General features: G+C 40.9%; 2 protein-coding genes and 1 pseudogene. 1 reads left to right on the top strand and 2 read right to left on the bottom strand.

The features are described 5' to 3' along the window. Together AC1DPZ_RS23380 and lpdA are read right to left on the bottom strand one after the other, a co-directional pair. Positions 1-170, bottom strand: a pseudogene (locus tag AC1DPZ_RS23380) (MBL fold metallo-hydrolase); the annotation flags it as partial. Between the two features lie 156 nt (positions 171-326). Then, on the bottom strand, positions 327-1,718 hold the full coding sequence (gene lpdA / locus AC1DPZ_RS23375; RefSeq protein WP_477407988.1) for a dihydrolipoyl dehydrogenase: 1,392 nt from the start codon (positions 1,716-1,718) through the stop codon (positions 327-329). 371 nt (positions 1,719-2,089) lie between these two features. On the opposite strand from lpdA, the gene AC1DPZ_RS23370 reads away from it, so the two are divergent. Continuing rightward, positions 2,090-4,027 (top strand): TonB-dependent receptor (locus tag AC1DPZ_RS23370; protein ID WP_477407986.1); only part of this gene is annotated, 1,938 nt, incomplete at its 3' end.

Genomic DNA, 4,027 nt, shown 5'->3' with positions numbered 1-4,027 from the left:
ATTAATATCAGTCTTTTTCCATCTTCCACCAGCAAGCAGCGCATTGCCCAGGTACAAAGGTTGTTGCTATCGGCCGGGTTGGTTTTGTTCCAGATGGTTTTTGGTACCACCCCAAACATAGCGCCGCCATCTAATTTGAAAAAACCGGTATCTATTGTGTGGAGTTTCATATTTTAAGTCAAATTCAAAAGTCAAAATTCAAAAATGGATTAGCAAGTTTATTAAAGGTAATAATAGAAACTATTTTAATTTAAGATGTAACTTCAAAAGAAAAGCCGGCTGCAACTAAACGACCGGCTTTTGACTTTTGAATTTTTACTTTTGACTTATAAGTGTATTACTTCATCATAAGCGGCTGCTGCAGCTTCCATAACTGCTTCGCTCATGGTTGGATGCGGGTGAACCGATTTGATGATCTCGTGACCGGTAGCTTCCAGTTTGCGGGCTGTAACAACTTCGGCAATCATTTCGGTAACGTTTAAACCCAGCATGTGCGCGCCAAGGAACTCGCCGTATTTGGCATCGAAGATCAGTTTTACAAAGCCATCTTTGGCGCCGGCAGCACTTGCCTTGCCCGATGCCGAGAACGGGAATTTACCAACTTTTATCTCGTATCCGGCTTCTTTAGCCGCTTTTTCGGTATAACCTACTGATGCAATTTCGGGCGAGCAATAAGTACAGCCGGGAATGTTGTTATAATCTAAAGGATGCGGGTTTTGGCCTGCAATTTTTTCAACGCAGATAATGCCTTCGGCTGATGCTACGTGCGCAAGGGCCTGGCCTTTTACAATGTCGCCTATGGCATAAACGCCTTCAACGTTGGTTTTGTAGTAGTCATCAACCAGTACTTTGCCTCTTTCGGTTTTTACACCTAACTCTTCCAGCCCGATGCCTTCAATGTTGGTAGAAATCCCTACTGCTGATAAAACAACCTCGGCTTCAATAACCTCCGTGCCTGTAGCAGTTTTAATGTTTACTTTGCAAAGCTCGCCGCTGGTGTCTACAGATTCAACATTTGAACTGGTCATGATGTTGATGCCCTGTTTTTTAAGGATGCGGAACAAGCCTTTTGAAACTTCTTCATCCTCCAGCGGAACGATGTTATCTAAAAACTCAACTACAGTTACCTTGGTGCCAATTGAGTTATAAAAATAAGCAAACTCAATACCTATTGCGCCCGAACCGACTACTACCATTGATTTTGGTTGTTTAGGCAATACCATGGCCTGGCGGTAACCAACTACTTTAACACCATCCTGTTTAAGGCTTGGTAACTCGCGCGAGCGGCCGCCTGTTGCAATTATGATATGTTTAGCGGTGATCTGTTTGGTTGAGCCATCATTCAGCTTTACTTCAACAACACCTTTCGATTTTAATTTTCCAAAACCGTTAACTACATCGATCTTGTTTTTCTTCATTAAAAACTGTACGCCTTTGCTCATGCCATCGGCTACGCCGCGGCTGCGTTTAACAACTGCAGCAAAGTCAACTTCGCCTGTACCGTTAATTTTAATACCATAATCCTGCGAGTGATTAAGATATTCAAATACCTGGGCGCTTTTTAATAAAGCTTTGGTTGGGATACAACCCCAGTTAAGACAAATACCACCTAATGATTCTTTTTCGATGATGGCAGTTTTTAAACCGAGTTGTGAAGCGCGGATAGCTGCTACATAACCACCCGGGCCTGACCCTATAACAATTAAATCGTAGTCCATATTTTTAATGATATACTTTGATAACTAAATTTTGTTTTGCACAGATTATAGCGGGATGTATTATTTACCGCAGGCGCTATAATTTTTAAAGGCCCAAAGCTAAGTAAAAACAGGCGAAATGAGAAAACTGAACAAATTGGCAGGGGCCATAAAATATTATTTTTACCGCACCATGTTTCTAACTCAATAAAATAACAGATAAATTACGAATATCACATAATATCTACCTATTTACTTGTATTTATTTGTGAAATAATGACAATATGTTGAAAAATATGCAACAATTGTTAACATAAACTTAACATTGACGGTCAGGGGAATACTTATCTTTGCGGCTAATTAACTAAAGTATAATTAAAAAAAAGCAATTTATGAGGAAGCCTCTACTTCTTTTATTATTATTGACGGGTTTAACATTCCTTATTAACAGGAATGCAGCTGCCCAGGGTGTTACCACCGCCAGCGTTAACGGTATCGTTACCGATGCTAAAGGTGCTATACCAGGCGCAACTGTAACCATCACTCATGTACCTACCGGTACTGCGTACCCAACCGTTAGCCGTTCCGACGGTCGCTTCAATATCCCCAACTTAAGGGTAGGTGGTCCTTACACCTTTAAAGTAACCTTTATTGGCTATAAGGATTTTGTTCAGGACAATATTACATTATCTATCGGCCAGGATCAAAGGATCGCTGCTAAACTTGAGGATAATACTACCAATTTAGGCGAAGTAAAGGTTACAGCTTCTGCAGGTAAAGTGATCAACTCTTCACGTACCGGCGCCCGCGAAACTATCAGCCGTTCACAGATTGAAAATTTGCCAACTGTAAACCGCTCGTTAAGTGATTTTACTAAATTAACACCATCTGCTAACGGATTGGCATTTGGCGGCCGCAGCAGTAACTTTAACAACATTACTGTTGACGGGGCTTTATTTAATAACTCATTCGGTTTATCAGGTACTTTGGGTGGCCAGGCCAGTTCTCAGCCTATTTCATTGGATGCAATTGACCAGATCCAGGTAGATATTGCACCTTATGACGTTCGCCAGGGTAACTTTACAGGTGCTGGTGTTAACACCGTGGTAAAATCAGGTACCAACCAAGTAAAAGGTACTGTTTATTATTATGGTCGTGGCGTTAGGTTAACAGGTTATCATGCAGGTAATACCAATGTGCCTATTACCCCATTTGATTACCATACAGTTGGTGCTGCCGTTGGCGGGCCAATCATCAAAAACAAATTGTTCTTATTTGTATCGGGCGAACAGGAAAGAGTTAGCCAGCCACCTGCAACTACATATGTAGCAGGCGGTGCGGGAATAAGCGGTTCTAACGTATCCTCTGTTCAGGCCGGCACACTTGATGCTATCAAAACAAAGCTTGCTGAGTTTGGCTATAATCCTGGTCCTTATCAAGATTATGTTTACAGAACTTCAAGCGATAAGTTAACAGCTAAATTAGACTGGAACATTGACAAAAACAATACTTTAAGCGCTAAGTATTTTTACTTAAAATCGTTTAAAGATCAGCCGGCCAGTAACTCAGGTATCAGCAATAGTGATGGTAAAACCGCAGTTGGGTATGGTACCACACGTGCTCCGGGTCCTAATACCTTACCTTTTTATGGTTCTGGTTATACTATCAATAACAACTTTAACATCGGTATTATTGAGTTGAATACCCGCGTTAGCAATTCAATGTCAAATAAGCTTACAGTAGGTTACTCAGCATTAAGAGATTACCGTGCGTTTTTAGGTAAAGGTTTACTACCTATGGTTGATATTGGTAACGGTACCTCAGATGCAAGTGGCAATGTGGTAACCGCTGCTTCAGCAACAGCTACCAGCTTTGGTTCTGAATTGTATACTGCAGGTAACTTGTTATCTACCAATATCTGGCAGTTTGCTGATGACTTTACCATATACTCCGGTAAACACGAATTTACAATAGGTACCAGCAATCAAATCCAAAGCTATACCAATGGTTTCGCTCCGGATTATAATGGTTTATACACTTATAACTCTGCTTCTGATTTCATTAACGGTTTACCAGCACAGGCTTATACTTTGCGTTACCCTGCTTCAGGTAGTTCATTACCGTTGGCAAAAATCAAAGCTTCTATTTACAGTGTTTACATCCAGGATAAATTCCATGTTACTGATAATTTCAGGTTGACTTATGGTTTAAGAGCTGATTATGATGTATTCCCTACAACTTTGGCGGCAAACAGTAATGCTGCAGCCTTAACTTTCCAGGGCGGTACTCATGTTGATGTTTCTAAATTACCAAAAAACAGGGTGCAGCTT

It is taken from the genome of Mucilaginibacter sp. P4_G9, assembly GCF_056400985.1.
Note: the sequence above shows the minus strand (reverse complement) of the source record. Positions and strands in the feature narration are given on the sequence as shown.